We start from the raw sequence: 26,790 nt of genomic DNA, 5'->3' as shown, positions 1-26,790 counted from the left end.
CCCTTCGACATGTGTCGAGCATAGTTCCGACACAGGCACCAGATCGCGACGAGGCGTCGCTGTGAGGGTTGTCACCAGAGCGACGCGATGACGCCGCCGCTCGCGCAGTGCACTCGACAGGGAGTGCCGCGCCGTCAGGAGTGACACGTGAACGACACAGGACAGCTCAACGGACCGCTTCGGCTCGTCCGATCCGACGACGGCCTCCGGGTCGTCGGACGTCGGTGCCCCGAGGCGCACCACACCACCGCGTACGCGGACTTCGTATGTCCGGACTGCGGGCGGCGACTCGAGGAGGCGGTCTTCGGGCCGGCGGGAGTGGTGTGGTCGTACACGACCATCACGACGCCCGCACCGGGGCGCACACCCCCGTTCACCCTCGCGTACGTCGACCTCGCCGACGGCCCCCGCATCCTCTGCGACGTCCCCGCCGCGGCGGTGCCGACCGTCGCGGTCGGTCAGCGCATCAGCGTGGTCGAGGTCGACGGCCGCCCCGCCATCGCCGAGGAGGTCTCCCGATGAGCCGCGACCACCTCGCCGTCATCGCGGGCGTCGGCACGTCGATGTTCGGCAAGCAGTCGGCGACCGCCGAGGAGCTCGTCGATGCCGCGGTACGCGAAGCACTGGAGGATGCCGAACTCGAACCGGCCGACATCGATGCGGTCGTGATCGGCACGGTGTTCAACTACCCCGGCACGACGAACCGCGCACTCCGGGCCGCCGGTCTCGCGCGTCCCCCGATCACGACCGTCGAGAGCGCGTGCGCGAGCGGCACGCTCGCCGTGCACCTGGGCGTCGAGGCGATCGCGACCGGACGGGCGCGCACCGTGCTCGCCGTCGGCATGGAGAAGATGTCCGACACCGTGCGGGGTCCGATCCCGGTCGACCTCACCGACCCGGAGGCGGCGTTCGGCATGGTGCTCCCCGGGGTGTACGGCATGAGCGCGCGGCGGTACATGTCCGTGCACGGCGTGACTCCCGAGGAGCTGGCGTTCGTCTCGGTGAAGAACCACCGCAATGCGCTGCAGAACCCGCGGGCGCAGTATTCGGGCGACTACTCGGTGCAGGAGGTCCTCGACAGCCGGGTGATCGCGGATCCGCTCACGCTCCTGCAGTGCAGCCCGGTGTCCGACGGCGCCGCGGCCGTCGTGCTGACGGGCGGGGCAGGGGAGGGCAAGCCGAAGATCCTCTCGTCGCACGTCGAGAGCGGACGCCCATGGCCCCACGGCGACGACCGGGTGTGGAACTTCGATCTGATCGCCGACACGTCGCGGCATGCGCTGGCGCAGGCGGGCCTCCGTCACGCCGACATCGACGTGATCGAGTTGCACGACGCGTTCACGATCGGCGAGCTCGTCACGCTGGAGGGGCTCGGGTTCTTCCCCGAGGGCACGGCCGGCAAGGCGACGCTGGAGGGGCGGACCCTCCCCGGGGCCGACCTCGTGGTGAACCCGAGCGGCGGGCTGCTGTCGAGGGGGCATCCGCTCGGCGCCACCGGCGTCGCGCAGGTCGCCGAGATCGCCTGGCAGGTGACCGGTCGTGCCGGCGGGCGCCAGCTCGCCCGTGCCGACGTCGGACTCGTCGAGACCATGGGCGGCAACGTCGCCGGCCTCAGTGGCAACGGCTGCGTCGTGATGGCGGTCGGCTCATGACCGCGGCGCCCCTGGATCGCGGGTGGTCGTTGCTGCGCAAGTCGCTGCGCGACGGCGGAGACCGCGTCGCGGTGATCGCGGGTGACACGGCCATGACCTACCGGCAGCTCGACGACGAGGTGCGCGCGGTGGCCTCGTACCTGACGCAGGAGCTCGAGCCGGGCGCGCGGGTGGCGCTGCTGCTCGGCACGACGCCGACCTATCTCGTCGCCGATCTCGCCGTGATGAGGGCGGGGCTCGTGAAGATACCCGTCAACCCGATGCTCGACCCCGACGACATCGCCTACATCGCGGGGCACTCCGGGGCGAGCATCCTCCTCGTGACGCGGGACCTCGAGCCGCGCCTCGCCGGTGTCGCCCGCGAGATCGAGAGGGCGGGATGCCGTCTCGTCGTGCTCGACGACGAGGCGGTGCGCACGCATGTGCACGCCGCTCCGGCCGTGCCGAGCCGCGACGCCGACGCGGCTGCCGACGGTGTGATCCTGTACACGGGCGGCACGAGCGGTCGGCCGAAAGGCGTCGTGCACTCGCAGGCCTCGGTCGCGGCGACGGTGCTGACCCACATCGTCGAGGCCGAAGTGCGATCCGACGAGGTCATGCTGCTCGCGAGCGCCCTGTCGCATTCGGCCGGACTCTTCGCTCAGGCCGCCCTCGCTCGCGGCGCGACGGTCGTGCTGCAGGAGAAGTTCGACGCGGAGGCGTACCTGCGGCTCATCGCCGCGCACGGAGTGACGTTCCTCTCGGTCGTGCCGACCATGCTCTACCGCATCCTCGATGCGATCGGCGCTGCGGACGACGCACCGGGGGTGCGCACGATCGTCTACGGCTCGGCCCCGATCACGCCGGCACGGCTGGCTCAGGCGATCGACCTCTTCGGGCCCGTGCTCGTGCAGCTGTTCGGTCAGTCGGAGTGTCCGAACTTCGGCACCACCCTGACCAAGTCCGATCACCTGCGGGCGCTCCGCGAACCCGCGCTCCTCGGGAGCTGCGGGCGAGCCAGCACGCTGGCGGAGGTCGCGATCGGCGACCCCGAGACCGGGCGGCGCCTGCCGCGCGGCGAGGTCGGGGAGGTCCTCCTCCGCGCGCCGTACGTCATGGACCGCTACCTCGACGCCCCCGAGGCGACCGCGGAGTCCCTGCGCGACGGGTGGGTGCACACGCGCGATCTGGGACTCATGGACGACGACGGCTACGTGCATCTCAAAGACAGGCTCTCCGACCTGATCATCACGGGCGGCTACAACGTGTACCCGTCCGAGATCGAGCGGGTGCTCGAACAGCATCCGGGGGTCGACGCCGTGGCGGTCGTTGGCCTCCGTGACGACGACTGGGGAGAGCTGGTGTGCGCGGTCGTCGTGCCCAACGGCGTCGTCGACCCGGTCGAGCTGACGGCCTGGAGTCGCGAACGTCTCGGGGCGTACAAGCGCCCGAAGCGCGTCGAGGTGCGCGGGGTCCTCCCGCTCACCCCGTTCGGCAAGGTCGACAAGAAGGCGCTGCGGCGCGAGTACTCGGAGGAGACGCGATGAGGCGGGAGATCGAGATGTCGGGGCGGAGGGTGGTGCTGATGGACTCGATCTCGCTCCTGACGGGCGAAGACGTCGGCACGATCGTCGTGTGCGCGTCGCACGGCGGCGACTATGCGGGCGTCGTCGCGCTCGAGCACGCCCCGTGCTGGGTGTCGTTCAACGATGCCGGCGGCGGCAAAGACGACGCCGGCACCCGGGCGCTCGTGCGATTGCAGGATGCCGGTGTGCCCGCGTGCACGGTGTCGAACGAGAGCGCGCGCATCGGCGACGCCGACGACCACTGGGCCGGCGGCGTGGTCTCGCACGCGAATCCGCTCGCGGAGGCGCAGGGTGTGCGCGTGGGGATGCCGCTGCGCGACGCCGTCGCGCTCGCGGCCGAAGGAGAGGTACGGGCATGAGCCGGTTCGAGGAACGCATCGTGATGGTGGTCGGCGGAGGCCGCCCCGAGAGCGGTGACACCCTGGGAAGCGCCGCGGCGCTGTCGTACGCCAGGGAGGGCGCGGCCGTGGTGGTGGTCGATCACGACCGCGACGCCGCGCAGCGCACCGTCGACGATGCGGCGGCCGAGGGGATCTCCATGACGGCTCAGCTCGCCGACGTGCGCGCGGAGGATCAGGTCGAGGCCGCCGTCGCCGCCGTCGTCGAGCGTCACGGTCGCATCGACGTGCTGCACAACAACGTCGGCAGCACGCTGATGGGTCTGCCGCCCGACGTGTCGCTGAGCGACTGGGATCGCTCGCTGCGCCTGAACCTGGGGTCCGTGTTCCTCACCGCGAAGGCCGTGCTGCCGCACATGGTGGCCCAGGGTCGAGGGGCGATCGTGAACATCTCCTCGGTGGCGTCGCTGCGGTACACCGGGTACCCCTATCCCGCGTACAGCGCGGCGAAGGCCGCCGTGAACCAGCTCACGGCGGTGCTCGCCGTGGAGTACGCCCGGCACGGCATCCGGGTGAACGCCGTCGCTCCCGGAGTGATCTCCACGCCGCTGATGTTCCGCGAGATCGCCGATCAGTACGGATCGGTCGACGAGATGCTCCGCGCCCGCGACGCGCTCACGCCCCGTGGACGCATGGGCACCCCGTGGGACGTCGCGGCCGCCGCGCTGTTCCTCGCGTCAGACGACGCCGAGTTCGTGAACGGTGTGATCCTGCCCGTCGACGGCGGACATCACGTGAAGATGATGTGACGACGGCGGGGCCGTCAGTCCCGGCCGCCCCGCACGAGCTCGAGCCCGGCACCGGCGAACTGACGCAACGTCGCATCGGGCAGGAAAGCCCGGGTCAGGGCCGGCCCGATCGCGGCGAGGTCGCTCTCGTCGCGGAACAGCAGGTACATGGTCTCGTACCGAGGGTGGAACTTCTGCTTGAACCGGTGCAGTGAGCCGAACCCGTACACGGGCTCGAGCGCGTCGGCGAGCCGGTCGCTGAGAGCGGCGATCATGCCGGCATCCGGCGGGTAGTCGTGGGCGAGCGGCGCGCCCGACAGCGACATGATCTCGGCGCCCTCGTCGGAGAACAGCCGGGCCGAGGAGCCGATCAGGAACTCCATGACCGGTCCGAAGCCGCCGTCGCGGCGCCGCATGAGGTCGAGAGTCCAGCCGCGCACGACCCCGTCGCCGCCGTACACGGGCAACCAGGAGAGGAATCCGTCGACGTCGCCGTTGGGCGCCAGCGCGAGGGCCAGACGCACCTCGGGGTCCTCGGCCTCCTCGAGAGTCCCGAGCGTGAAGCGCATCTCGGGGAGGTCCTTGTCGCCGACCCACGCCTCCGAGATCGCGCGCAGTTGCTGCTGCACGCCCCAGGACTCGGCCTTCAGATGGGTCATGCGGAACGTCATGTCCTCACGGCCGGCCTTGTTGAGCGAGGTGCGCACGGAGTTCCAGCGCTTGCCGGTGAACTCGAGCCCCGGGAGGTCGACGATCGTGTCGTCCGCGACCACGAGGCTGCGCCACCCCGACGGCACTGCGTCGCGCGTCGCGCCGTCGGCGCTGAAGAAGCAGGGAGCGAGGCCCGCGTGTTCGGCGGCGCGGATGAACTCCGCGACGGCCGCGGGGCGATCGGGCGCAGGGCCGATCGGGTCGGCCAGGGCGAGCGCCACGCCGTTCCGCCGCTGATAGGCGACGATCCCGCCGCCGGTGCGGGCATAACTGTTGCCGTCCCAGGTCGTCATCCACGACAGCGTCCCGCCGCCGTGCGCGCGCAGGGCCGCGCGGACGTCGTCGACGGAGGGCGCGGGCTGGATGCCGAGCAACGATCGCCGCCGCGCCCGGAACGCCCGGCGCACGCCCACGAGGTAGACGAGCATCACGATCCAGAGGAATCCGTTGGCGAGCGCGAGCTCGGTCTCGCCGTCCCACCGGAAGTCCACCTGCGCCTGACTGAACACGGTGATGAGGGTGAGCACGAGGGCCGCGATGAGCACGTTGAACAGGCCGAGCAGGATCGCCAGCACCCAGGCGAAACGACGGCCGCGGCGCAGTCCGTTCACGAGCACGAGGATCACGACCAGGTCGATGGCCAGATCGATGAACCCTCCCGATACCGGCTCGGTGGGACCGAACGGGCCGTCGGTCGCGACGAGGGTCGTGATGACCTCGACCGCGCCGAGCACGAGGATCGCCACCACCGCGATCAGACGCTGCTCGCGCACGGTCGTGCGGGCCACCCTCAGGGAGCGATCGACGACGAGGATCAGCAGCACCGCGAGCAGGTGCTCGAGGTCGGCGACCTTGCCCCAGAACAGCATCGCGATGAACACGAAGCCGAGCAGGATCAACCAGCCGCGCACACGCCACGGCGGGCGGAACAGTCCGACGGCCGCCGCGATGCAGGCCATCGTGCCGCCGGACGCCCCCACATCGAGGGCCTGCGCCTGAGTGTCGGCCCACGCCCAGGGGAACGTGGACAGCGCCGACAGCAGGAGGGCCGTCGCGAGGATCGCGAACAACTGGCCGACGGCGTAGTAGGCGAGGGCGACGCGACTTCCCCGACGGTGCTCCAGGTAGGCCATGCCCCAGAACCCGGCGACCGTGAAGACGTACACCCACGGCTGGTTCACGAAGAAGGTCCCCGTGACCGGCGTCCACCACTTGCCGTCGAGCAGGTTCGGCAGGCCGTAGGCGACATCCCCGAACAGGGCCGAGTCCTCGAAGGGTCGCCAGAGTCCCTGCCACACCACGCCCACGACGAGGATCAGCAGCACCATCGTCAGCGTCGCCGGAATCCGCCGCGCGAACGACAGAACCGGATGCGGGGTGCTGGGCGCCTCGGTCATGCGCTCAGCGTAGCGACGGCGGTGGTCGCGCGGGAGGTCTCGCGCGGGGCCTGCGCGAGGGGCGCACCGGGCGATCGCACCCGTCCCGCAGGCGCGATCTCCTTGCCCGCGCGGCGGATCCGTTGTGGGATGGAGGCATGTCCCCCACGCGCTCCGACGCCGTCCGATGACGAGGAATCGGGCCCGGCAGGCTTCTGCCGCGGCATCCGTCCTGGTGCTGGCCGGAGCGCTCGCCGCGTGCTCCGCGACCTCGGGTGCACCCGCATCCGCCCCGGCAACAGAGGCGATCGTCCAGGGGCTCGATGCGCCCTGGTCGATCGCGTTCCACGACGGCACAGCGCTCGTGAGCGAACGCGACAGCGCGCGGATCGTCGAGATCGGCGACGACGGCTCGACCCGAGAGGTCGCGGTGATCGATGGCGTCGTGCCCGGTGGCGAGGGCGGACTGCTCGGGCTCGCCGTGCACGACGACGAGCTGTTCGCCTACCTCACGGCCGACGGGGAGAACCGGGTCGAGCGGCGCGAGATCCGCGGCGAGCCGGGTGCACTGACCCTCGGCGATGCGACGGTCGTGATCGACGGCATCCCCGCGGCGCGCACCCACAACGGCGGACGGCTCGCGTTCGGCCCCGACGGCATGCTGTACGTCACGACCGGCGATGCGGGCGATCGCGACAGCGCGCAGGACCTCGACGCGCTGTCGGGCAAGATCCTTCGGCTCACACCCGACGGCGCCGTGCCCGACGACAACCCGTTCGCGGGCTCGCCCGTGTACACCTCCGGCCACCGCAACCCGCAGGGCATCGCCTGGGATGCCGACGGCACGATGTACGCGAGCGAGTTCGGCCAGGACACGTGGGACGAGCTCAATGTGATCGAACCGGGCGGCGACTACGGATGGCCGGAGGTCGAAGGCATCGCGGGCGACGAGCGGTACATCGACCCCGTGCAGCAGTGGACTCCCGACGAGGCGAGTCCGAGCGGCATCGCGGTGGCTGGTGGATCGATCCTCATCGCCAACCTGCGCGGGGAGCGTCTGCGCATGGTGCCCCTCGACGACCTGTCGACGAGCACCGAGAGCGACACCGGCGGACTCGGCCGACTGCGCGACGTCGTCGTCACCCCCGGCGGCGGCGTCTGGGTGCTGACGAACAACACCGACGGTCGGGGGACCCCGCGCGACGGAGACGACCGCATCGTGCCCGTGTTGCAGGACTGAGCGGATGGATGCCGAGGACGAGCCCGCGGCACCCATCCGATCGATCGTCAGCGGTCGGTGCCGACGGCCGCCGAGATCGCTGTCTCGAGATCGCCGAAGGCCTGCAGCTCGACGGCCTCGCCGTCGACGAAGAAGCTCGGGGTGCTGCGCACGCCCAGTCGCTCGCCGTCGCGCACGTCGGTCTGCACGCGCTCGAGCGTCGCCGGGTCGGCGATCGCGGCGTCGTACGCCGCGAGGTCGAGGCCGAGGTCCTCGGCGAAGCCGCGGAACACCTCCGGGGTCTCGACGCTGTTCTCGCCCCACTGCGCCTGGGTCTCGAACAGGCGGTGGTACATGTCCTCGAAGCGGTCCTGCTGCGCGGCGGCCTCGGCCGCGAGCGCCGCCTGCGTCGAGTTGATGTGGCCGGGGAGGGGGAAGTAGCGCACGACGTACGTGATCTCGCCGTCGAACTGCGCGCGCAGATCTTCGACGATCGGATAGAACGCCCCGCAGGCCTCGCACTCGAAGTCGAGGAACTCGACGACGGTCACGGCGCCCTCCCCGCCCTGGTCGAGCACGTGGGAGTTCGTGCGCACGGTCTGCAGCCGTTCGCCGTCGGCGGGCGCAGGTTCGGCCGCGCGCTGCGTCATGGCGTAGACGATGGCGACGATCGCGAGCACGATCGCGACGCCGAGGGCGATCAGGGTTGCTTTGACAGGGGTCTTCACGGGGTCTCTCCAGAGGGGTCGTTCAGGCACGGATGGGGTCGCCCGCGCGGCGCGGACGATGGCGGATGCCGCGGTGCGGCGTGCCGGATCAGGTGCGGGAGAGGGAGAGCTGCACGAGGGTGAGCGCGGGGACGACGCGCACCGGCCCCGCCCGTGGGGGAGTGACCGTGCGCCGGAGTCGCACGCCGGCCCGCCACGGTGCCCGGGCGGCGAACCGGAGCAGGAGCAGCACGAGGAGCACGCCGCACACCGCAGCGATCACGAGGGCGCCGGCGTCGACCAGCGACGCGTCGACGACCGCGGAGGTGCCGCCGTGGTCGGCCGTCGACGTCGAGACGCCCGTCGCGAGACAGAGCGCCGTATGCGCGTCGGCCGTGCGGTGCGACGTCGCCCAGGCGCCGATCACGAGCAGCAGGGCGAGGCCGAGAGCGAGAGCGACCCTGGCGATCAGCATCCGCTCGGTCCCGCGCTGCAGCGGGTGATCCGATGGGGTGCGCATGGTGCGCGCAGTCTAACAATCCGGCCTCGGTGGCACCTCCGGAGCCTGCTGCCGAGCCGTCGCCGACGCGCGCGCCTAGACTGAAGGGGTGGCAAGACTGTTGATCGTGGGCGGCTTCCTGGCCGCGGTGTTCTGGGTGTTCAGCATCGTCGACTGCGCCGTGCAGCCGTCGACGCGGCACCGGGGCGTGCGCAAAGCGGTCTGGATCCTCATCGTCGTCCTCATCCCCGTCATCGGCGGCATCCTGTGGTTCACGATCGGCCGCCGCCGCGCCAACGAGAAGGGCGCGATCCGGGTGATCGCCCCCGATGACGATCCCGAGTTCCTCCGCAGCATCAGCAAGAGCGAGCAGGATGCCCGCATCCGCCGCCTCGAAGAGGAGCTCGCGAAGCTCGAGGACGAGTCCGACGACGGTCCGGCGCCGGATCCGCGTCCGTGACCTCATCGCCGGCGACGGATGCCGCGGTATCCCTCATCGCGGAACTCGTGGCCCACGGGGTGCGCGACGTCGTGCTGTCGCCGGGTTCGCGCTCTCAGGCGCTCGCGCTCGCCGCGGTGCGCGCCGCCGACAGCGGGGCGCTCCGCGTGCACGTGCGCATCGACGAGCGCGTCGCGGGCTTCACGGCTCTCGGCCTCTCCCGTGAGAGCGGGGTGCCGGCTGCGGTGATCTGCACCTCCGGCACCGCCGCCGCGAATCTGCTGCCCGCGGCGATGGAGGCGTTCCACGCGGGAGTGCCACTGCTGCTGCTGACGGCCGACCGTCCGCCCGAACTGCGCGGGGTCGGCGCGAACCAGGCCACGGTGCAGCCGGGCATGTTCGCGGCGTGGGCCCGGGAGCAGATCGACGCCCCGGTGCCCGGTGATCGCGCCGACGCGTGGTCGGGTCTCGGCATCCGTGCGGTGACCGCCGCGATGGGCGGCGCCGCGACGCAGGGGCTCCCCGGTGTCGCGGGGCCCGTGCATCTCAACCTCCCGTCCCGTGAGCCGCTGTCGGGTCCGCAGGGCGACGTCGAGCTCGTCGCGGGCGAGGCGCCGCGGCCGACGGCGGTGGAGCCGACGCGTCTGACGCAGGGGCCGCGCACGATCGTGATCGCGGGTGCCGATGCGGGGCCGGATGCCGAGGAGCTCGCGCACCTCGCATCCTGGCCGCTGCTGGCCGAGGTCGTGAGCGGCGCCCGTTTCGGTCGCCGGCTCGTGCACGGCTACCGCGCGCTCCTCGATGACCCCGCGCTCGGCGGGCGGGTCGAGCGCGCGGTCGTGTTCGGGCATCCGACGCTGAGCCGTCAGGTCGTGCGGCTGCTCGCGCGGCCCGAGGTCGAGGTGATCGCGGTACGCCGTGGCGGTGAGACGCTCGATCTCAACGGACGTACCCTGGCGGCCTCGTCCGTCGCGGTCCCCGCCGGGGAGGGGGACCGCGAGTGGCTTGGCGCCTGGCTCACGGAATCCGCGGCGCATGCGGTCGACCTCAGCGACGCGGCGCCCGACCCGGACGGTCTCGTCTCGTCCGATCCGGCTGCCCGGCGCGACGCCGTGGCCGCCGAGCTCGCGGCCGTGCGTCGTCCGCTCGACCGCGAGCTGCTCGTCGACGCGGTGTGGCGGGCGACCTGGCCGCACGACCGTCTGGTGTTCGGATCCTCTCGTCTCGTGCGGGTCGCCGACGCCGTGCTGTCGGGGAAGAAGGTGCCGGTGCACGCCAACCGCGGCCTCGCCGGCATCGACGGCACGATCGCGACCGCGACGGGCATCGCGCTGGCCAGCCAGGCGGGCGGGGCCCCCGGCGTGACGCGTGTGCTGCTCGGCGACCTCACGATGCTGCACGATGTCGGGGCGCTGCTGCTGCCGCCCGACGAGGCCGAACCGCGCCTGCAGGTCATCGTCGGCAACGACGGCGGCGGCACGATCTTCGACGCGCTCGAGGTCGCCGCGACGACCGAGCGCTCGACTCTGGATCGGGCTTTCTACACCCCGCACACCGTGCGCCTCGAGCACCTCGCGACGGCATACGGGTGGGAGTACCGGCGCGTCACGACGAGGTCGGCGCTCGACCAGGTGCTGACCGCCCCCGCCGGCGGACGCCAGCTAATCGAGGTGCCGCTGCCGCGCTGACGCGGATCCGCGCCGTGCGGGTTCTCGCGCTCGGCACGCGCGTCGCGGCAGGATGGGCACATGAACGCGCACTCCTGGTCCCGCACCCTGCAGGTGGGCGACGGCTTCCGCCTCGCCGACGTCGACCCCGCGAGCACGCCCGGCTACCACGGACGCAAGGCGGAGGGCGCCCGCGACCTCGCCGCCGGCCTCGACGAGCTGAACATCCTGCAGGAGCGGCTGTTCGCCGAGAGCCGTGTCGGGGTGGCGGAGGACTCGGTGCTGCTGATCCTGCAGGCCATGGACTCGGCGGGCAAGGGCGGCATCGTGCGGCACGTGGTCGGCGGGGTCGACCCGCAGGGAGTGATGCTCACCGCGTTCAAGGCGCCGACGGCGGAGGAGCTCGCGCACGACTTCCTCTGGCGCGTCGAGAAGCGGTTGCCCGAACCCGGGTTCATCGGCGTGTTCGACCGGTCGCACTATGAGGACGTGCTGATCGGACGCGTGCGCGCGCTCGCCCCGGCCGAGGAGATCGAACGCCGGTTCGGGGCGATCACCGCTTTCGAGGATGCCGCGACCGCGGCCGGCACGCGCATCGTCAAGGTCATGCTGCACATCTCTCCCGAGGAGCAGAAGGCGCGCCTGATGGAGCGCCTCGAGCGTCCGGACAAGCACTGGAAGTACAACCCCGGCGACGTCGACGAGCGGATGCTGTGGGACGAGTACATGGCGGCCTACCAGACCGTGTTCGAGCGCACCTCCACCGAGGCGGCGCCGTGGCACGTCGTGCCCGCCGACCGCAAGTGGTACGCGCGGCTCGCCGTGCAGGAGCTGCTGCTCGACGCCCTGCAGCGCATCGATCCGCAGTGGCCGGCCGCGGACTTCGACGTCGAGGCCGAGAAGAAGCGCCTCGCCGCGAGTTGAGGCCCCCGAGCGTTTCGTCTCGCTGCGCTCGCTCAACGACCGGGGTGCGTCCTCACCAGATCTTCGAACGAGGAGTGCGGCCCTCCCGGTCGTTGAGCGAGGAGCGCAGCGACGAGACGAAACGCGCCACGCCCCGCAGAAGGCCTCAGGCCAGCGCGTCGACCAGCGGGCGGAACTTGACCCGCGTCTCCAGCAGCTCCGACTCCGGGTCCGAGCCCGCGACGATCCCCGCGCCCGCGTACGCCGTCACGGCGATGCCCTCGGCCGCGGGGGAGAACTGCGCGCAGCGCAGCGCGATCGCCCATTCGCCGTTGCCAGCGGCATCCACCCAGCCGACCGGACCGGCGTAGCGGCCGCGGTCGAAGGGCTCGATCTCGCGGATCGCCGCGATCGCGGCGGGCGTCGGCGTGCCCGCGACCGCGGCGGTCGGATGCAGGGCGCCCACCAGGTCGAGCGACGACCCGCCGTCGGCGAGCTCGCCCTCGACGTCGGTCGCGAGGTGGAAGAGATTCGGCAGCTTCAGCAGGAAGGGCTGCTCGCTCGCGGCGAGGGCACGCGTGTGCGGGCGCAGCGATGCGATGACGCTCTGCACGGCGTACTGGTGCTCGTCGAGGTCCTTGATGCTGGAGGCGAGGTGGGCGGATGCCGCGGTGTCGGCGTCGGGGTCGGCGCCGCGTCCGATCGTCCCGGCGAGCACGCGGGCCGTGACGGTGCGATCCTGCACGGTCACGAGGGTCTCGGGGCTCGCGCCGATCAGACCGTCGACCGCGAACGCCCAGGTGTCGGGATAGCCGGTCGACAGCGCCCTGACGAGGCGACGCAGATCGGACCCTGCGGGGATGCTGCCGGTGAGGTCGCGCGCGAGCACGACCTTGCTCAGCTCGCCGTCCGCGATGCGGGCGAGCGCGTCGCGCACGGCATCCTGATAGCCCTGCGGGCTCTGCGCGCCCGGTCCGACGGTGCCCGCCCAGTGCGGTCCGTACGGGGCGGTCGTCGGCATCGCGGTGTGCGCGTCGTCGGCCTCGTGCTCGCGGCGGATGCTGGTGAGCCAGGTGCGCCCCTGGTGGCGGCCGAGCACGAGCGCCGGCACGATCAGCACGCTGTCGGAGGTCGAGTCCTCGTCGAAGGTCAGAGCGCCGAAGGCGACGAGCCCGCTGCCAGGAACGCCGATCGGGTCGTCGACGTCGGCGCCGTCGGTCAGCGCGCGCCATGCCGCGGCGATCGCATCCGAGCGCCGCGGCGACGCACCGGCGGGCACACGGATCGTGTCGACGACGCCGGGGCCCACGGCCACGATCCCGTCTCCGCGTCGCAGCCACGCGAGCGGCCGATCGGGGTCGGCGTAGGCCAGGGGGTCCTCGATCGGATCGATCTCACGGGTCCGCACGACCAGCCTGCTGCTCACCCTCTCAGCCTAGTTCGGCCCCGGCGCCCGTTCGCCGCCTACCGGCCCGACGCGTTTCGTCTCGTCGCTTCGCTCCTCGCTCAACGACCTTCTCGCCGGTCGTTGAGCGACGCTTCGACTCGCTGCGCTCGCTCAGAGCGGGTCTCCGCGAGACGAAACGCACCGCACCGCACCGGGCATACGCTGAGGGCATGACCGACGTGCGACCGGCCCCCGGTGCGGAGATGATCTTCCAGTGGCGCAAGTGGGACGGTTCTCCGCACTGGCGGCACGAGTGCGTGTATCTGGGCGCCGACGAGTGGGGGGACTGGCTCGGTCAGCCCACCGGCTGGCCGAGCGCCCGGCCCGGGGCCTCGTTCATCGCGGAGACGCCGAACGTGACGCTCATCCCGCGGCAGCCCGATTTCGCGCTCACGGTGAACCGGGATCACCCGCGGGGCATGCGCGTGTACATCGACCTCGGGTGGGACGTGCGGTGGTCGGACGACCCGCTGCTCGCGACCGGCATCGACATGGACCTCGACGTGGTGCGCGTCGTGGGCGAACGCGGCACCTGGGTCGACGACCGCGACGAGTGGGCCGAGCACCGCGTGCTGTTCGGGTATCCGGCCGATGTGGTCGTACGACTCGAAGCGCTCGCCCTCGACCTCGAAGACCGCGTGCGCGCGCAGGTCGCGCCGTTCGACGACGCGACGGCCGACGCGTGGCTCGATCGCCTCGACGCACTCGGGCTGCCGCCCAGGACCCGCGCCTAGACTGGACGCGTGACCCCGAACGATGTGAACCGCGCCGACCTGGGCAAGGACCCCGACCGCGTGAGCGGCATGTTCGACCAGGTCGCCGCCGGATACGACCGCACGAACACGGCGATGACGGTCGGCAACGACGCGCTCTGGCGCGCGGCCACGACCCGTGCCGTCGCGCCGAAGCCGGGGGAGCGGATCCTCGACCTCGGTGCCGGTACAGCCTCGTCGTCGGCATCCCTGGCCCGCAGCGGGGCCGAGGTCGTCGCCGCCGATTTCTCGCCGGGGATGCTCGCCGAAGGGCGCCGCCGACACGGCAGCATGCGCAACCTCTCGTTCGTGCAGGCGGATGCCACGGATCTGCCGTTCGGCGACGAGGAGTTCGACGCCGTCACGATGTCGTACGCGCTGCGCAACGTGAACGACCCGAAGAAGGCGCTGCGCGAGCTGCTGCGCGTCACCAAGCCGGGCGGCCGCCTCGTGATCAACGAGTTCTCGACCCCGCCCGCGCCGCTGTTCCGTTCGGCCTACCGCTTCTACAACGCGCAGGTGCTGCCGCGCGTCGCACGCGTCGCCGGCACGAACGGCGAGGCCTACGACTACCTCAACGAGTCGATCAGGGAGTGGCCAGACCAGAAGACGCTCGCGGCGTGGATCCGGGATGCCGGCTGGAGCGATGTCGCATACCGCAACCTGTCGTTCGGCATCGTGGCCCTGCACCGAGCCCGCAAGCCGCGCACGAGCGCGACCGCGTGAGCATCGCGCGCGGACCGGCACCACGGACGACGGTAGGCTGAACTCGTGACTTCGAGCCGCGTTGCCCCGGGTTCGCGACTGGCGAGCCGTCTCGGCTTCAGCGACCGCGTGTTCATCGGCACAGCCGGTCGCCGCATCGCCCAGGCGATCGAAGACGGACTCGAGAGAGTCGAGACCGGACTCGCGGAGGACGTGCGGGTCGCCGACCCCCTGGCCGACGCCGCGAGCCGCTACCTGTACGAGGCAGGTGGCAAGCGCATCCGTCCGGTGCTGACGCTGCTCGCCGCCCAGCTCGGCGACGGCAACACCGAGCAGGTCATCGACGTCGCGAAGGCGCTCGAGATCACCCATCTGGGCTCGCTGTACCACGACGACGTCATGGACGGCGCCGACCGTCGCCGGGGCGTCCCGGCGGCGCAGACCGTGTGGGGCAACAACATCGCGATCCTCACGGGCGACATCCTGTTCTCCCGCGCGAGCCAGTTGATGTCGCGTCTCGGCGAGCGGGCGATCCGCCTGCAGGCCGACACCTTCGAGCGTCTCGTGCTCGGACAGATGCACGAGACGATCGGCGCGCAGCCCGACGACGACCCGATCGAGTTCTACATCCAGGTGCTCGCCGACAAGACGGGATCGCTGATCGCCGCGGCCACGCAGGGCGGCGTCATCTTCTCGAACGCTCCCCGCGAATACGAGGAGCCCCTGCGCGTGTACGGCGAGAAGATCGGCGTGGCCTTCCAGCTGCTCGACGACGTGATCGACCTCTCCGCCAAGCCCGAGGACACGGGCAAGGTCCCCGGCACCGATCTGCGCGCGGGCGTGCCGACCATGCCGTACCTCCTGCTCAAGGCCGAGCCGGATGCCGCGTCGGTCGACCTCGCGGCGCGCATCGACGAGGGCGTCGCCCGCATCGCCGACGGCGCCGACCCCACGATCCTCGACGGTCCGCTCGCCGAGCTGCGTGACCACACCGGCACGCAGAAGACACTGGCGCTCGCGCACACCTGGACACAGGATGCGATCGACGCGCTCGCCCCGCTCCCGCGCGGCACCGTGCGCGAGGCGCTCACGCGCTTCGCCGAGACCCTCGTCGAACGCTCCAGCTGACCGGCTCGCGGCCCAGCCCGCGCCCGTCCGAGCGTCTCGGCTCACGAAAGGACCCTGTTATGACCAAGCTCCGACTGGCCATCGTCGGCGCGGGCCCGGCCGGCATCTACGCCGCCGACATCCTGCTGAAGGCCGAGCGCAAGTTCGACGTCTCGATCGACCTGTTCGAGCAGCTGCCCGCGCCCTACGGTCTCGTCCGGTACGGCGTCGCGCCCGACCACCCCCGCATCAAGGGCATCATCACGGCGCTGCGCGACGTGCTCGACCGGGGCGACATCCGGCTGTTCGGCAACGTGCGCTTCGGCGAGGACATCACCCTCGACGACCTCAAGAAGCACTACAACGCGGTGATCTTCGCGACCGGGGCGATCCGCGACACCACGCTCGACATCCCGGGCATCGACGCCGTCGCCTCCTACGGCGCGGCCGACTACGTGAGCTGGTTCGACGGTCACCCCGACGTGCCGCGCGAGTGGCCGCTGGACGCGGCGTCCGTGGGCGTTCTCGGCAACGGCAACGTCGCCCTCGACGTCGCCCGCATGCTCGCGAAGCACGCCGAGGACCTGCTGGTCACCGAGGTGCCGGAGAACGTCTACGACGGTCTGAAGGCGAGCGAGATCACCGACGTGCACGTGTTCGGCCGCCGCGGCCCCGCGCAGGTGAAGTTCACCCCGCTCGAGCTCCGCGAGCTCGGCGAGCTCCGCGATGTCGACATGGTCGTGTACGACGAGGACTTCGACTACGACGAGGCGTCGAAGGATGCCGTCGCCAGCAACAAGCAGGTCATGGTCATCGACCGCATCCTGCAGTCGTGGCGCAAGCGCGACTCGGTGAACAACGCCGGCGGCACGGCATCCCGCCGACTGCACCTGCACTTCTGGGCGCGTCCGGTCGAGGTGCGCACCGACGACGCCGGCCGCGTCGCGGCGCTCGTGTACGAGCGCACGCAGCCCGACGGACAGGGCGGGGCGACCGGCACCGGTGAGATGCGGGAGGTGCCGCTGCAGGCGCTGTACCGCGCGATCGGCTACTTCGGATCGCCGCTTCCCGGGGTGCCCTTCGACAAGAAGCACGGCGTGATCCCCAACCGCGAGGGACAGGTGCTCGCGAAGGACTCGAACCAGCAGATGTCGGGCGTCTACGCCACCGGATGGATCAAGCGCGGACCCGTCGGGCTCATCGGGCACACCAAGTCGGATGCGATGGAGACCGTGCGTCACATCATCAACGACCAGGGCTCGTGGTGGCACCCGGAGGACCCGTCGGAGGAGGCGATCGTGGCGCTGCTGCAGGAGCGGGGCGTGCGGTGGACCGACCTCGACGGCTGGCACCGGCTCGACGAGCACGAGATCGCGCTGGGTGCCCCGCAGGAGCGCGCTCGGGTCAAGGTCGTGCCGCGCGAGGACATGGTCAGGGTCTCCCGGGGCGAGTGAGCGTCACCGGATCGTTGTCCGGTCCGACGCGTGTCGGGCGGGCCTCGTCAATAGGCTGAACGCATGCGACTGCGTCCTCTCCTCGTGCTCGGCACGGCCGCCTTGATCGTCCTGTCCGGATGCGCCCCTGAGCCCGACCCCGAGCCGACGCCCACGGCCTCGGCGACGGTGACGCCCACGCCGACTCCGACGCCCGAGCCGGCCGTCGAACCGGAGGCGGCGTTCGACGTGACCTGCGACGACGTCGCCGCCGAGCTGTCCGGCCTGGTGGGCGAGCCGGCGACCCCCGTGGACCCGGCGCTGAGCCTCGTCTCCGGCCCGGGGTGGCTTCCCGGACCCGCGCAGTACATGTTCCAGCGCGCGGCGGGCATCGCGTGCTCGACCGGCGACTCGTCGCGCAACTGGGAGGTGTCGATCGTGCCCGGCGCCGATTCGATCGTCGCCGGAGCCACGGAGCGCGGCGGGTACTGGGGCGAGGTCGGCTGGTGCGACGCCGGCACCTGCATCTTCGAGTTCCCCGACGGGGGCGTCTTCCTCTCCGCGTCGATCCGCGACACCGCTCTCGGCGCAGGCGACACGGACCGCGTGGCTGAGGCCTTGCGTCGGCTCTCGACCACGGCGGCCGCGAGCATCCGCGAGGTGACGTACGTCGACAGTGACATCGTCGGCATGCCGTGCGAGTACTTCATCACGAAGGAGGCCGTGCGGGACATCGCGGGCGAGGACGTCTCGCTCTCGACGCGTTTCGACGGGTGGGGCATCCCGGCCGAGATCTACGAGGTCGTGAACGGCTCTCGCATCTGCTACTTCATGTCGGCCGAGGGGAACATGGAGACGGCTCGGAGCTATCTGATGGTCACGTCGCTCCCGGCCGGAGCCTGGGCGTTCGAGAAGCAGGTCGGCACGGCCGTCGACATCGAGGGGGCGGACGCCGCCCTCGCGAGCGAGGGCCAGCACGGACAGCGCTACCTCGACCTGCGGATCGGGCTCGACTGGATCCGCCTGATGACCTACGACAACGGCTCGGGAGCCGCCGACCCGACCGCCTACGCCCCGACCGTCGTGCGCAACCTCACCAAGGGAGTCACGGCTCCGGAGTGACGCGAGGCATCGGCTACCCTGGCGGCATGGCTCACTGGGTCCCCGACGTGCTCGGTGACGAGTTCGAGCAGCTGACGCTCGAACTCGCTCCCGATGACGAGGGGCCGGTCGTCGCGACGCTGGTGCGGGCGCTGCCTCCCGCGCAGGGGTGGTGGGCCCGCTGGTCGGGCCGGCGGCGGATGCTGGACGACGTCGACGTGCTGTACGTGCACGGCTGGTCGGACTACTTCTTCCAGAAGAGGCTCGCGCGGTTCTGGACGGCTCGCGGTGCGCGGTTCCATGCGCTGGATCTGCGCAAGTACGGCCGGAGCCTGCGCGAGGGGCAGACCCCCGGCTTCATCACCGATCTCGCGACGTACGACGAGGACATCGAGGCTGCGCTCGCGGCGATGGGTCGTGGGGACGACGCGGGCTCGTCGTCGCGCCGCCTCGTGCTGCTCGGGCATTCGACCGGCGGGCTGACCCTGAGCCTCTGGGCCGCGCGGCACCGCGGGGTCGCCGACGCGGTGATCCTCAACAGCCCCTGGCTGGAGTTCCAGGTCGCCTCGGCGCGGCCGCTCATCGCGCCCGTGGCCGAGTTGCAGGCGCGCTGGTCTCCCCGTGATGTCGCGCCGCAGGTCGATCTCGGCTTCTACACGCGCGCGCAACAGGAGGTCGCCGACCCCGACGATCCGATGGACGTGAACCTCGCATGGCGCCCGGCGCAGACGATGGCCGTGCACGCCGGATGGTTCCACGCGATCCTCACGGGGCACGCCGCCGTCGCCGCCGGTCTCTCCATCGACGCGCCGGTGTGCGTGCTGCTGTCGTCGCGATCGGCGACGCCGACGCGGTGGTCGGACGACCTGACCCGCACGGACTCGGTGCTCGTGGTGGACGACATCGCGCGCGCCGCGCTGAAGCTCGGTCCGTCCGTGACGATCGAACGCATCGACGGCGCGCTGCACGACGTCTTCCTCTCTCGCCATGAGGCCCGCGAGGAGGCGTACGCCCGGCTCTCGCGCTGGGTGCGGGGCTGGTCGGCAGCGGAGAACTGAGGCGCGTCAGACGAGGTACATCGCGCGGGCGAGGCGCTCTGCGGCGTCGGGGTCGCCCGCCAGGATGGCTTGACGGAAGTCGCGGTAGATGCCCTGCATCCGCTCGCGGTCAGCTGCGGGAACCGTCCAGGTCCGCAGGTTGCGCGCGAGCGCCATGCTGGCGTCGTTCAGCAGGATCTGGTGCTGCACGTTGAGGCTGCGATCGCTCAGGAACGTGAACACCGCCCATCGCGTCTCGAAGTCGTGGAAAGCGTCGTCCGAATCGACGTACAGCTCTTCGACCAGTGCGGCGGCCCGCTCGCGGTCGCGGGGACCCATACGCGCGACGCCCATGCGCGCCGCCATGCCCGCCTGGTATCCGGCGAACTCGAGAGTCTGTTCGATGACCTCCGGGGTCACCCCGGTGACCTCGGTGTACCTGCTCGGGTACATCACCACGAGTCCGAGGCGTTCGAGGCGCTGCAGCGCCTCGCGCACCGGAGTCCGCGACACGTGCAGCGAGTCGGCCACGTCGACGTCGCGGATGCGGTGCCCCGGGCCGAGCGAGCCGTCGACGATCTGCTCGCCGATGTGGCGGAAGACCTCCTCGGCGAGCAACTGCTTGCTCTCGCGGACACCCGTCGTCGAGTGGTTGGTGTTCATGGAGTGCCCCCAGCTGCGTTTCCAGACCCGAGTCCCATGACGTGCCTGGAACGCCACTACATCACGAAGTCTATTGGTATGCCAATAAACCTCAGGTCTACACGACCGCCGTTCACAGGTAACGGGGTCGAGTGTGATCACTCGGCGCGCGCCCCGTCCGGAAAAGGAATCGGGAGGCGGATGCCACAGCATCCGCCTCCCGATATCCCGCTCGCCGTGCGTCAGCGGTAGTTGACGAACTGGAGGTCGAGGTCGAGGTCGGCGCCCTTGAGCAGCGCGATGACCGCCTGGAGGTCGTCGCGGCTCTTCGACTGCACGCGGAGCTCGTCGCCCTGGATCTGGCTCTTCACGCCCTTGGGTCCCTCGTCGCGGATGATCTTGCCGATCTTCTTCGCGTTCTCCGACGAGATGCCGTCCTTGAGGGAGGAGACGATGCGGAACTCCTTTCCGCTCGCGAACGGCTCTCCGGTGTCGAGGCTCTTGAGCGAGATCCCGCGCTTGATGAGCTTGGACTGGAACACGTCGAGGACCGCCTTCGCGCGCTCCTCGGTGCCCGCGATGATGAGCACCTGCTCGCCGCTCCAGGCGATCGATGCGCCCGTGCCCTTGAAGTCGTAGCGCTGCTCGATCTCCTTGCGCGCCTGGTTCAGGGCGTTCTCGGCCTCCTGGTGATCCACTTTCGAGACGATGTCAAAGGAACTGTCAGCCATGCAGGAAAGTGTATCGATCGCGCCGTTCCCGCGCTGGTGCCGATCGGCGGTCGGCGTTGCGGCGTTGCGCCGCGGCGGGCGTCCCGGGGCGTCGTACCGTTGAGCCATGGCACGGGTCGCAGGACGCAGCATCACGATGAGCTGGATCGCGGGCATCGTGTGCACCGGGATCGTGCTGAGCCTCGTCTGGCTGTCGATGCCGATCATGCCGGTCCTGGCATCCTTCGTCGGCGACACCCTGCGGTCGGTCCTGCCCTGAGCGCCGAGGCGTGGCGCAGGACGCGACACGCCGTGGGGTCCACGACACGTCGGCACGCCTCCGTTCGGGCGTCGGCGGGCGGCGGTAGCCTCGCAGAGCACACTTCCGAGGAGAGGCGCAGCCATGAGTGACCCCGAGGTTCCCCAGCCCGAGCGGCCGAAGGACGTCGACGACGTCGTCGACAGCGCCAACGCTGGTCTCGACGCCGCCGAGGCCGCGCGCGCCGACGTGCCCGCGTCCGACGGTGCCGCCTACGTCCCCGCGGACGACGTCCCCGCTCCCCGCAGCGAGCCCGCGGTCGATCCCGACCTCGCCGCGTTCGAAGCCGCGGAGCGCGACCACCCGGGCACGTTCTCGACGCCGGCGTCGACGACCGCGGATGCCGACGAGACGGCCGTGTTCGCGGCACCCGTCGCACGGGATTCGTCGATCGCCGACACCGCGTACGCCGCTCCCGACGACACCGAGACCCGCGTCGTCCCGTCCGAGCCCCTCGTCTCCGAGACCGTGGTCGCCGAGCCGGTCGTCGCGCCGGCCTTCGCGCAGCAGCCGATCTTCGTGCAGGCGCCAGAGCCGCCGCGCGAGCGCGGCAACCGCGGCACGGCCGGAGCCATCGGCCTGCTCGCCACTCTGGTCTTCGCCGTGCTCTACCTGGGAGCCACCCTGGGGCTGGGCGCGTTCATGGGCGACGTCACGGGTGAGAACATCGGTCAGGCGGCGCTCGCCCCGCTCATGACGTGGGGATACTGGGTTCCCGTCGTGGTCTTCTTCCTCGGATTCTGGCTGCTCGGCGCGTTCATCAACCGCGGACGCTGGGGCCTGTGGGTGGTCTTCGGGATCATCGTGGGGCTGATCGCCTACGGCGGTCACCTGCTCGGTCAGCTGTTCGAGGCGCCGTTCTGGCTCCTCACGGCGCGTGAGGGCAACGAGCTGGTCGGCGAGCAGCTGTTCGCCCCGCTGGCGATCGCCGCCTTCGTGTTCGCGCGGGAGCTCACCATCTGGTTCGGGGCATGGGTGGCTCGCAGCGGCGCCCGCAAGACCGAGCTCAACGCCGAGGCGCAGCGCGAGTACGAGCGCACGCTCGAGGCGGGCCCGACGCTCTCGAGGTAATCACGGACACCTCCTCGCCGAACCCCCGCAGGCCCGAGCCCGCGGGGGTTTCGGCCGTCCTGGCGCTGGTTCTCGCGGTCATCGGCTTCTTCGCGCTCGCGGTCTTCGGTCTCGGGGCCCTGAGTATCGCGACGGATGCCGACATCATCGCGATCCCGGGTCTCGGCCAGGGCCCCGGGGTGTTCGGCATGCTCCTCGGGCTGCTCGCGTTCGCGGTGACGCTCGGGGCGGCGCTGCGCTCGCGGCATCCGTCGTTCGCATCCGCACCGATCGTCGCGCTCGCGACCGCGCTCGCGCATCTCGCAGGCGTATGGCTCGGCGTGCTGGTGGGCAGCAGCGACCTCGTGATCGCGACGGCGGTGGCCGGAGGGCTCGTGAGCGGGGGAGCGAGCCTCGTCCTCCTCGGCGCCGCGGTCGTCGCGGCATGGAGCGGGATCGCGCTGCGGCGCACCCGTGCACAGCATCCCCGGTGGCCGTGGGAGGGCGACGACGAGGAGTGACGCCCCGCCGTCCGGCGCGGAAATCGCGGCGCCGGCGACCTGCGCACCGTACTCTCGTAGTGTGGAGCGCTCGCTGGAGACGCAGGTCGACCAGGCCGTCGAGGCCTGGCTGCGCTGGGTGCCGCGCTGGGAGCCGGCCACCCACCGGGGGCGCGTCGCGCCCTGCCGGCGCTGTCTCGGCTCCCCGATCCTCTCGGCTGCGGGCATCGGTGGAGGCGCCCCGCACGGCGTGCAGCACGGTCTGTCGACCCGCATGAAGACGATCGTCGACCACGCCGTCGCGGAGTACACGTCGCGCAATCTGCCGATGCTGCAGCAGGAACTCGACCAGCAGGCCGCGCGCAACCGCGCCCGCAGCTACCGCCCGGCCGACGACCTCGACCCGGAGTTCGACGGACTGCCGCTGGACCCCGAGCCGGTTCCGGGGGCCCCGTTCCTGTTCACGATCGCGGGCCTCGCCGACGACGAGGCCGCGGATCTGCCCCCGCTGCCGCCGCTGAGCGACGAGGCGAAGACCGCGTTGCGGCAGGAGGTGGCGCTGGCCGACGAGTACGCGAACATGGTGGGCCGCGAGATCTGCGGCATCCTGCTCCGTCATCGCATCCGCATCCAGGCCGCGATCTCGCAGCACGTCGAGCCCCAGATCGAGGCCATGCTCGCCGAACTGACGCAGTCGCTCGATTCGCCCTTCGACCCCGACGTCCCGTAGTCGCTGCGGGGCCGCCGCTCATTTGACCGGCACGTTACGCGGCATTACACTTGACCAGGTGTGTGCACGTCTTGACGTGCGCGCTGGGCGCCGGCTCCATGGCCGGTCCGCCCCCACGGCATACCCACCACCATGAAGCTCGTCGGTTCCGACGTGCCGGCGGGTCATGATGTGAAACCCATCACGCTGTCACCGTGCAGCACTATGAGGAGAGAACGTGCCAACCATTCAGCAGTTGGTTCGCAAGGGTCGCTCGCCCAAGGTCTCGAAGACCAAGGCTCCGGCGCTCAAGTCGAACCCGCAGCAGGCCGGGGTCTGCACCCGCGTCTACACCACCACCCCGAAGAAGCCGAACTCGGCGATGCGCAAGGTCGCCCGTGTGAAGCTCCGCAACGGCACCGAGGTCACCGCGTACATCCCCGGTGAGGGCCACAACCTGCAGGAGCACTCGCTGGTGCTCGTGCGCGGTGGTCGTGTCAAGGACCTCCCCGGTGTCCGTTACAAGATCGTCCGTGGCGCCCTGGACACCCAGGCCGTCAAGAACCGTAAGCAGGCTCGCAGCCGCTACGGCGCGAAGAAGGGCTGAGTCCAATGCCTCGTAAGGGTCCCGCCCCGAAGCGTCCCGTCGTCAACGACCCGGTCTACGGCGCTCCGATCGTCAGCCAGCTGGTCAACAAGATCCTGGTCGACGGCAAGAAGTCGCTCGCCGAGTCGATCGTCTACAACGCCCTCCGCGGCGTCGAGGCGAAGAACGGCCAGGACGCCGTCGCCACGCTCAAGAAGGCGCTCGACAACGTCCGTCCCACCCTCGAGGTCAAGAGCCGCCGCGTCGGTGGCTCGACCTACCAGGTGCCGGTCGAGGTCAAGCCGCACCGCGCGAACACCCTCGCGCTGCGCTGGCTCGTCAGCTACGCCAAGGGTCGTCGTGAGAAGACGATGACCGAGCGTCTGCAGAACGAGATCCTCGACGCGTCGAACGGTCTCGGCGCCGCGGTCAAGCGCCGCGAGGACACGCACAAGATGGCCGAGTCGAACCGCGCGTTCGCTCACTACCGCTGGTAACAGCCTCGCCCGCTCCCGGCCACTCGCCGGGAGCGGGCACCCCCTCTTCGCAGCACACCTGCTCCAAAAGATAAGGACACTCCTGTGGCACAAGACGTGCTCACGGACCTGAGCAAGGTCCGCAACATCGGCATCATGGCTCACATCGATGCCGGCAAGACCACCACGACCGAGCGCATCCTGTTCTACACGGGCGTCAACCACAAGCTGGGCGAGACGCACGACGGCGCCTCGACCACCGACTGGATGGAGCAGGAGAAGGAGCGCGGCATCACGATCACGTCTGCCGCCGTGACCTGCTTCTGGAACAACAACCAGATCAACATCATCGACACCCCCGGTCACGTGGACTTCACGGTCGAGGTGGAGCGCTCGCTCCGCGTCCTCGACGGTGCCGTCGCCGTGTTCGACGGCAAGGAGGGCGTCGAGCCCCAGTCCGAGACCGTGTGGCGTCAGGCCGACAAGTACAACGTCCCCCGCATCTGCTTCGTCAACAAGATGGACAAGCTCGGCGCGGACTTCTACTTCACGGTCGACACGATCGTCAACCGCCTCGGCGCCAAGCCGCTGGTGCTGCAGCTCCCGATCGGCGCCGAGAACGACTTCGTCGGTGTCGTCGACCTGATCGAGATGCGCGCGCTGGTGTGGCCGGGTGACGCCAAGGGTGACGTGACCATGGGTGCGTCGTACGAGATCCAGGAGATCCCGGCCGACCTCAAGGACAAGGCCGACGAGTACCGTCAGCAGCTCCTCGAGACCGTCGCCGAGACCGACGACGCGCTGCTCGAGAAGTTCTTCGGCGGCGAGGAGCTCACGGTCGCCGAGATCAAGGGCGCCATCCGCAAGATGGTCGTCGCCTCGGAGATCTACCCGGTCCTCTGCGGCTCGGCGTTCAAGAACCGCGGCGTGCAGCCGATGCTGGACGCGGTCGTCGACTACCTCCCGAACCCCCTCGACGTCGGTGCCATCGAGGCGCACGACCCGAAGGACGAGGAGAAGATCATCGAGCGTCACCCCGACGCGAAGGACCCGTTCGCGGCCCTCGCGTTCAAGGTCGCCGTTCACCCGTTCTTCGGTCGTCTGACCTACGTCCGCGTCTACTCGGGTCACCTCGACTCCGGCTCGGCCGTCATCAACTCGACCAAGGGCAAGAAGGAGCGCATCGGAAAGATCTTCCAGATGCACGCCAACAAGGAGAACCCGGTCGACTCGCTCACCGCGGGCAACATCTACGCCGTGATCGGCCTGAAGGACACCACCACCGGTGACACCCTCGCCGCGATCGACGCGCCCGTCGTCCTCGAGTCGATGACCTTCCCCGAGCCCGTCATCGAGGTCGCGATCGAGCCGAAGACCAAGGCCGACCAGGAGAAGCTCGGCACCGCGATCCAGAAGCTCGCCGAAGAGGACCCGACGTTCCGCACGGAGCTCAACCCCGAGACCGGTCAGACGACCATCAAGGGCATGGGTGAGCTGCACCTCGACATCCTCGTCGACCGCATGAAGCGCGAGTTCCGCGTCGAGGCGAACGTCGGCAAGCCGCAGGTGGCGTACCGCGAGACGATCAAGAAGGCCGTCGAGAAGCACGACTACACGCACAAGAAGCAGACCGGTGGATCGGGCCAGTTCGCCAAGATCCAGTTCACCATCGAGCCGCTCGAGCTCGACGGCGACAAGACCTACGAGTTCGTGAACTCGGTCACCGGTGGTCGCATCCCGCGTGAGTACATCGGCTCGATCGACGCCGGTTTCCAGGACGCCATGAACGTCGGCGTGCTCGCCGGCTACCCGATGGTGGGCGTCAAGGCGACCATCGTCGACGGTGCGGCGCACGACGTCGACTCCTCGGAGATGGCGTTCAAGATCGCGGGCTCGATGGGCTTCAAGGAGGCCGCTCGTCGCGCCAGCCCGGTTCTGCTCGAGCCGCTCATGGCCGTCGAGGTCCGTACGCCCGAGGAGTACATGGGCGACGTCATCGGCGACCTGAACTCGCGTCGCGGTCAGATCCAGTCGATGGAGGATGCCGCAGGCGTCAAGGTCGTGCGCGCTCAGGTGCCGCTGTCCGAGATGTTCGGCTACATCGGCGACCTGCGCTCGAAGACCTCGGGTCGCGCCGTCTACTCGATGGAGTTCCACAGCTACGCTGAGGTTCCCCGCGCCGTGGCCGACGAGATCGTCCAGAAGGCCAAGGGCGAGTAACACTTCCTGGGAGCCGGGTTCCGGCTCGGCTCCCAGGTCACCTACAACTTCACATTCCCTCTCTACTAAACTGAGAACATCACCCGTAGAGAACCGGTCGCAATCCAGTGCCCGGCACCTCTACAACGACGT

The 26,790-nt window shown here is 70.5% G+C and carries 28 protein-coding genes; 22 read left to right on the top strand and 6 right to left on the bottom strand.

Translation table 11 applies throughout. The features are described 5' to 3' along the window. The first annotated feature begins 147 nt into the window (after window positions 1-147). From ACIPYT_RS01270 to ACIPYT_RS01250, 5 genes are read left to right on the top strand one after another with little or no spacing between them, the layout of a single operon-like run. Window positions 148-522, top strand: coding sequence for a Zn-ribbon domain-containing OB-fold protein (locus ACIPYT_RS01270; protein ID WP_401069700.1), 375 nt, complete (start codon window positions 148-150; stop codon window positions 520-522). Beyond that, complete coding sequence (locus ACIPYT_RS01265; RefSeq protein WP_401069698.1) at window positions 519-1,652, top strand: thiolase family protein; 1,134 nt, start codon at window positions 519-521, stop codon at window positions 1,650-1,652. Before ACIPYT_RS01270 ends, ACIPYT_RS01265 begins: the two co-directional genes overlap by 4 nt. Then, window positions 1,649-3,178 (top strand): class I adenylate-forming enzyme family protein, encoded by a 1,530-nt coding sequence (locus tag ACIPYT_RS01260; RefSeq protein WP_401069694.1) that lies wholly within the window; start codon window positions 1,649-1,651, stop codon window positions 3,176-3,178. The genes ACIPYT_RS01265 and ACIPYT_RS01260 overlap by 4 nt, the downstream gene beginning before the upstream one ends. After that, window positions 3,175-3,576 carry a hypothetical protein gene (locus ACIPYT_RS01255; RefSeq protein ID WP_401069691.1) on the top strand — a complete coding sequence of 134 codons (402 nt, stop codon included), beginning with the start codon at window positions 3,175-3,177 and terminating at the stop codon, window positions 3,574-3,576. The genes ACIPYT_RS01260 and ACIPYT_RS01255 overlap by 4 nt, the downstream gene beginning before the upstream one ends. Continuing rightward, the gene (locus ACIPYT_RS01250; protein ID WP_401069688.1) at window positions 3,573-4,364 is read left to right on the top strand and encodes an SDR family NAD(P)-dependent oxidoreductase; all 792 of its coding nucleotides are present in this window, start codon (window positions 3,573-3,575) and stop codon (window positions 4,362-4,364) included. The genes ACIPYT_RS01255 and ACIPYT_RS01250 overlap by 4 nt, the downstream gene beginning before the upstream one ends. Window positions 4,365-4,378: 14 nt before the next feature. On the opposite strand, the gene ACIPYT_RS01245 is transcribed toward ACIPYT_RS01250, so the two are convergent. Next, the gene (locus ACIPYT_RS01245) at window positions 4,379-6,451 is read right to left on the bottom strand and encodes a bifunctional lysylphosphatidylglycerol flippase/synthetase MprF (protein ID WP_401069685.1); all 2,073 of its coding nucleotides are present in this window, start codon (window positions 6,449-6,451) and stop codon (window positions 4,379-4,381) included. Between the two features lie 166 nt (window positions 6,452-6,617). Here ACIPYT_RS01245 and ACIPYT_RS01240 point away from each other — a divergent pair, with 166 nt between their 5' ends. Further along, entirely contained in the window at window positions 6,618-7,670 is a 1,053-nt protein-coding gene (locus ACIPYT_RS01240; protein ID WP_401069683.1) for a PQQ-dependent sugar dehydrogenase, read from the top strand. A 47-nt stretch (window positions 7,671-7,717) separates the two neighbouring features. On the opposite strand, the gene ACIPYT_RS01235 is transcribed toward ACIPYT_RS01240, so the two are convergent. Then, entirely contained in the window at window positions 7,718-8,377 is a 660-nt protein-coding gene (locus tag ACIPYT_RS01235) for a DsbA family protein (RefSeq protein ID WP_401069680.1), read from the bottom strand. 88 nt (window positions 8,378-8,465) lie between these two features. Then, window positions 8,466-8,876, bottom strand: coding sequence for a hypothetical protein (locus tag ACIPYT_RS01230; protein ID WP_401069677.1), 411 nt, complete (start codon window positions 8,874-8,876; stop codon window positions 8,466-8,468). Window positions 8,877-8,964: 88 nt separating this feature from the next. On the opposite strand from ACIPYT_RS01230, the gene ACIPYT_RS01225 reads away from it, so the two are divergent. Genes ACIPYT_RS01225 through ACIPYT_RS01215 form a run of 3 tightly spaced genes read left to right on the top strand, consistent with a single transcriptional unit; the run spans window position 8,965 to window position 11,885 of the window. Continuing rightward, window positions 8,965-9,315, top strand: a complete 351-nt coding sequence (locus ACIPYT_RS01225; protein ID WP_401069675.1) for a PLD nuclease N-terminal domain-containing protein — start codon at window positions 8,965-8,967, stop codon at window positions 9,313-9,315. Continuing rightward, window positions 9,312-10,982, top strand: a complete 1,671-nt coding sequence (gene menD, locus ACIPYT_RS01220) for a 2-succinyl-5-enolpyruvyl-6-hydroxy-3-cyclohexene-1-carboxylic-acid synthase (protein ID WP_401069672.1) — start codon at window positions 9,312-9,314, stop codon at window positions 10,980-10,982. The genes ACIPYT_RS01225 and menD overlap by 4 nt, the downstream gene beginning before the upstream one ends. 60 nt (window positions 10,983-11,042) lie before the next feature. Beyond that, window positions 11,043-11,885, top strand: coding sequence for a polyphosphate kinase 2 family protein (locus tag ACIPYT_RS01215; RefSeq protein WP_401069670.1), 843 nt, complete (start codon window positions 11,043-11,045; stop codon window positions 11,883-11,885). 145 nt (window positions 11,886-12,030) lie between these two features. Here ACIPYT_RS01215 and ACIPYT_RS01210 read toward each other — a convergent pair whose 3' ends face one another. Continuing rightward, window positions 12,031-13,290 carry an isochorismate synthase MenF gene (locus ACIPYT_RS01210; protein ID WP_401069667.1) on the bottom strand — a complete coding sequence of 420 codons (1,260 nt, stop codon included), beginning with the start codon at window positions 13,288-13,290 and terminating at the stop codon, window positions 12,031-12,033. Window positions 13,291-13,481: 191 nt separating this feature from the next. On the opposite strand from ACIPYT_RS01210, the gene ACIPYT_RS01205 reads away from it, so the two are divergent. The 6 genes from ACIPYT_RS01205 (at window position 13,482) to ACIPYT_RS01180 (ending at window position 19,467) form a co-directional block, all read left to right on the top strand. Continuing rightward, on the top strand, window positions 13,482-14,045 hold the full coding sequence (locus ACIPYT_RS01205) for a hypothetical protein (RefSeq protein WP_401069664.1): 564 nt from the start codon (window positions 13,482-13,484) through the stop codon (window positions 14,043-14,045). A 9-nt stretch (window positions 14,046-14,054) separates the two neighbouring features. Next, window positions 14,055-14,789, top strand: a complete 735-nt coding sequence (locus ACIPYT_RS01200) for a class I SAM-dependent methyltransferase (RefSeq protein WP_401069662.1) — start codon at window positions 14,055-14,057, stop codon at window positions 14,787-14,789. Window positions 14,790-14,834: 45 nt separating this feature from the next. After that, entirely contained in the window at window positions 14,835-15,896 is a 1,062-nt protein-coding gene (locus ACIPYT_RS01195; RefSeq protein ID WP_401069659.1) for a polyprenyl synthetase family protein, read from the top strand. 59 nt (window positions 15,897-15,955) lie between these two features. Then, entirely contained in the window at window positions 15,956-17,329 is a 1,374-nt protein-coding gene (locus ACIPYT_RS01190; protein WP_401069656.1) for an FAD-dependent oxidoreductase, read from the top strand. Between the two features lie 63 nt (window positions 17,330-17,392). Continuing rightward, entirely contained in the window at window positions 17,393-18,430 is a 1,038-nt protein-coding gene (locus ACIPYT_RS01185) for a hypothetical protein (protein ID WP_401069653.1), read from the top strand. A 26-nt stretch (window positions 18,431-18,456) separates the two neighbouring features. Next, window positions 18,457-19,467, top strand: coding sequence for an alpha/beta hydrolase (locus ACIPYT_RS01180; RefSeq protein WP_401069650.1), 1,011 nt, complete (start codon window positions 18,457-18,459; stop codon window positions 19,465-19,467). Window positions 19,468-19,473: 6 nt separating this feature from the next. On the opposite strand, the gene ACIPYT_RS01175 is transcribed toward ACIPYT_RS01180, so the two are convergent. Continuing rightward, the gene (locus ACIPYT_RS01175) at window positions 19,474-20,109 is read right to left on the bottom strand and encodes a GntR family transcriptional regulator (RefSeq protein ID WP_401069647.1); all 636 of its coding nucleotides are present in this window, start codon (window positions 20,107-20,109) and stop codon (window positions 19,474-19,476) included. Between the two features lie 221 nt (window positions 20,110-20,330). Continuing rightward, complete coding sequence (locus ACIPYT_RS01170; protein ID WP_401069644.1) at window positions 20,331-20,819, bottom strand: YajQ family cyclic di-GMP-binding protein; 489 nt, start codon at window positions 20,817-20,819, stop codon at window positions 20,331-20,333. A 106-nt stretch (window positions 20,820-20,925) separates the two neighbouring features. Here ACIPYT_RS01170 and ACIPYT_RS01165 point away from each other — a divergent pair, with 106 nt between their 5' ends. The 7 genes from ACIPYT_RS01165 to fusA all read left to right on the top strand — a co-directional run bounded on the left by ACIPYT_RS01165 (window position 20,926) and on the right by fusA (window position 26,658). After that, the gene (locus tag ACIPYT_RS01165) at window positions 20,926-21,078 is read left to right on the top strand and encodes a hypothetical protein (protein ID WP_401069641.1); all 153 of its coding nucleotides are present in this window, start codon (window positions 20,926-20,928) and stop codon (window positions 21,076-21,078) included. A gap of 123 nt (window positions 21,079-21,201) precedes the next feature. Continuing rightward, complete coding sequence (locus tag ACIPYT_RS01160) at window positions 21,202-22,188, top strand: ABC transporter (RefSeq protein ID WP_401069638.1); 987 nt, start codon at window positions 21,202-21,204, stop codon at window positions 22,186-22,188. After that, window positions 22,089-22,688 (top strand): hypothetical protein, encoded by a 600-nt coding sequence (locus ACIPYT_RS01155; RefSeq protein ID WP_401074860.1) that lies wholly within the window; start codon window positions 22,089-22,091, stop codon window positions 22,686-22,688. Before ACIPYT_RS01160 ends, ACIPYT_RS01155 begins: the two co-directional genes overlap by 100 nt. Before the next feature lie 61 nt (window positions 22,689-22,749). Continuing rightward, the gene (locus ACIPYT_RS01150) at window positions 22,750-23,397 is read left to right on the top strand and encodes a spermidine/putrescine ABC transporter substrate-binding protein (protein ID WP_401069636.1); all 648 of its coding nucleotides are present in this window, start codon (window positions 22,750-22,752) and stop codon (window positions 23,395-23,397) included. Between the two features lie 217 nt (window positions 23,398-23,614). After that, window positions 23,615-23,983 (top strand): 30S ribosomal protein S12, encoded by a 369-nt coding sequence (gene rpsL / locus ACIPYT_RS01145; protein WP_013584051.1) that lies wholly within the window; start codon window positions 23,615-23,617, stop codon window positions 23,981-23,983. Window positions 23,984-23,988: 5 nt separating this feature from the next. Beyond that, window positions 23,989-24,459, top strand: coding sequence for a 30S ribosomal protein S7 (rpsG, locus tag ACIPYT_RS01140; RefSeq protein WP_050722490.1), 471 nt, complete (start codon window positions 23,989-23,991; stop codon window positions 24,457-24,459). An 84-nt stretch (window positions 24,460-24,543) separates the two neighbouring features. Beyond that, a complete protein-coding gene (fusA, locus tag ACIPYT_RS01135) occupies window positions 24,544-26,658 on the top strand; it encodes an elongation factor G (RefSeq protein WP_401069632.1) in 2,115 nt (704 codons plus the stop codon). The last annotated feature ends 132 nt before the right edge of the window (window positions 26,659-26,790 follow it).

This window comes from Microbacterium sp. NPDC089695, from assembly GCF_044749085.1.
Taxonomy (GTDB): Bacteria; Actinomycetota; Actinomycetes; order Actinomycetales; family Microbacteriaceae; genus Microbacterium.
This window is presented reverse-complemented; position numbering and strand designations above follow the sequence as displayed.